The sequence below is a fragment of the Marinoscillum sp. MHG1-6 genome (assembly GCF_024714475.1).
GTDB lineage: Bacteria > Bacteroidota > Bacteroidia > Cytophagales > Cyclobacteriaceae > JAMZMI01.
Genome location: NZ_JAMZMI010000023.1, coordinates 1 through 2,429, shown reverse-complemented (window position 1 = coordinate 2,429; position 2,429 = coordinate 1). Strand labels below are relative to the sequence as shown.

Annotated in this window: 3 protein-coding genes; all 3 read right to left on the bottom strand. The window is 39.6% G+C overall.

Annotated elements, in window-relative coordinates:
* Positions 1–320: 320 nt before the first annotated feature.
* Positions 321–1,052, bottom strand: coding sequence for a hypothetical protein (locus NXR94_RS17115; RefSeq protein WP_258105898.1), 732 nt, complete (start codon positions 1,050–1,052; stop codon positions 321–323).
* 161 nt (positions 1,053–1,213) lie between these two features.
* Positions 1,214–1,747: a YIP1 family protein gene (locus NXR94_RS17110; protein ID WP_258105897.1), complete on the bottom strand. Its 534-nt coding sequence runs from the start codon at positions 1,745–1,747 to the stop codon at positions 1,214–1,216.
* Entirely contained in the window at positions 1,744–2,286 is a 543-nt protein-coding gene (locus NXR94_RS17105; RefSeq protein WP_258105896.1) for a hypothetical protein, read from the bottom strand. The genes NXR94_RS17110 and NXR94_RS17105 overlap by 4 nt, the downstream gene beginning before the upstream one ends.
* Positions 2,287–2,429: the final 143 nt, after the last annotated feature.

The following is a 2,429-nucleotide window of genomic DNA, read 5'->3' as shown; positions in this document are numbered from 1 at the left end:
ACTGCACAGGGTAGTAGCGGTAGTTAAGAGAGGGACACCATATCAGGATAGAATTGCACTAAAAAAAGTTGAAATGGCTTGATTTTATCATAGATATCGACCAGCTATCGGGCGTATGTCCGCAGCTGGTGAATAGCACTAAAGTAGTGAAATCTGCCGAAGCTCACAACGGTTCAGATACCCGCTGCGTTCTGAAAGTCAAAAACTCCTGCGAGCTGAAGAGTGTAGAAAGCACGGTCATATCTCAGCGGCGGATATCACGGTCGAGTTTCTCCGAAACCAGCCAGAAATCACTTTGACATATGCCCGATCAGCGTCTGTTACATACCGTTATTTTCGTAATACATTTCGATGAGCGAGAACGCAAATCCTGGTATTAATTGTCGAAGTTCCTTCGTTTGGTTAGGTATTGATTGAAGCTTTTCCTTTAGTTCAAGATACATTGGGTGTTTGATTCTTGATGTTACGTACTCAGCTGATTTTAATTCTTCTTGGAATTCTTCCTTCAGTTGTTCCTTGTTAGTAGAAATGTTCTCAATGAAAGCCAAGCCAAAATTTAGTAGTAGGTTGGATGAAAGTGAAGCAAACCTAGATTCTAGAAACTCCATTCCAACTGTTGAGAAGTCGTTAACCAATGTCTTGATAGTCTCAGCTGTTGTGTTAACTCGGCCGTTATGAAAATAGTAAGCTTGCACGATAGGTGCAATTCCTGTTCCACGTTTAAGAGTTAATAAGTCGAAATGATTATTCAAGATTCCGGATTGGTAGCTACCTGTAAAGCGGTATGTAGGGTTGAAACAAGAAGATACCGAACAACTAATTATTCCTTCCTTTAGTGAGAAGTTGACATGCAAATCCTCATAGATTGGATATTTTTCAAAGTTGAGAGTTCGTGCGAAATAGTATGTTGAATTTTTATACTGATCAAATCCAAAGTCCGGTAAAGCCTCATTCATTCGTTCAATTACAAGTTTCTTGAATTCTCCTCGTCTGAGTTCAGGACTTTCGTCAATTGTCGTCTTCTTCTCTTTGGATATGTTGAACCTGTTCAATTTGCGTAGTGCTCTATGGTATGTAACGATCAGCTATCGGGCGTATGTCCGGCTGATCAAGGTCAGATAAAAGTAGCAAATCCTTACTACAGTTTCCAGAAAGCACTGAGACATATGCCCGATGAGCGTCTGTTATCTCTCTTTTAAGTTGCTCTGAGTATTCAGATAATTAGAATAGGCAGATAGCTCAGTAAAATGTTCAGAAGAGCCATTCCGTAGCTGAATCGCTGAATTTTGGAAATTCCGATAATCAGAAGTCCAAACGACCACAACCAGAGAATATAGCTCAATCCAGCGTTCACCCGATCAAGCAAAGGATCTTCACCAATAGCAAAAAGTATGAGTTGATAGATAAGAAGCAACCCGAATGGTATAGAGGAAATTGCATAGACGTTAACCATCTGCCGCATTGTTGATTCCCCGTTCCAAATTCGTCCGACAAGTTTGACCAATCCTGGCATAATCAATCCAAGAATTAGGAATGCTGTACCAATTCCTGCTGGGATCGTTATTAACAGACTCCACCATACAAATTCATCATCGAATAGTGCGCTAATTTCTGGTGTCATGTCAAGCCCCAAACTGAGCCCCATTATGATTATTGGTAAAGCAAACACAGACTGATGCTCGTTGTTCACCACGAAATCTGTAAATGTTCGCTTAGGGCTTAGCCATATTGTTCGATAAGGGTTCATTCGCTTTGCTTCTCGTACTTGTCATCTATTTCACCCCGATTCACTATCTTCTTAGCAAAATTCCGAGAGTTCAGAAGGAGGAATATTCCAATCACCAGTTGAAAAGTAGGTCTGAAAAAATCTGTTTCATGATGCGGTACGAAAAAATTGTCAATTTCCGGTTCCTTGAAATAGATAAGATAAACCATTTCAGATAATAACTGTGGCAAGGAATAGAGAATGGCAATTAGTGCAATAGTCGCTATTGATAGTTCGAGGTAATCACTTTTACCAAGGGCAATTTGTACTGCTTCATCCTTCGTTCGGAAAATTCTATCTGTAATTAAATTGGACTTGAAAGTTGCGAGATATCCAATGGCGAAGTAAACCACTGTTGTTAAGGCTATTCCTTTATAAATCTCCCAGTTCTGGATTGCATAGTTGAAATCTTTATTTGCAGAGAACATGTAGAAGAAGTCAATAAGATAGTGGACAAATCTCGCGAAGAAATATAGGCCCAAAATCTTGACGGCTAGTGAATAAACTCCTGACTTTTGCATCTTATAGAAGTGAGAGATAACCTTTAGCTTCCCTTCCTATAAATATTCCAAGAAACTGAATTTAATAACTTAAAGATAGGAAAGGCAGGTTTTGAACCAAGCGCTAACCAGGATTTGAGACCTATTGGTCGATTTGGTACCTG

What these genes read in the sequence shown, in the direction of transcription:
- NXR94_RS17110 (WP_258105897.1), bottom strand. Translation starts at nt 1,747, where the DNA reads ATGAACCCTTATCGAACAATATGGCTAAGCCCTAAGCGAACATTTACA.
- NXR94_RS17105 (WP_258105896.1), bottom strand. Translation starts at nt 2,286, where the DNA reads ATGCAAAAGTCAGGAGTTTATTCACTAGCCGTCAAGATTTTGGGCCTA.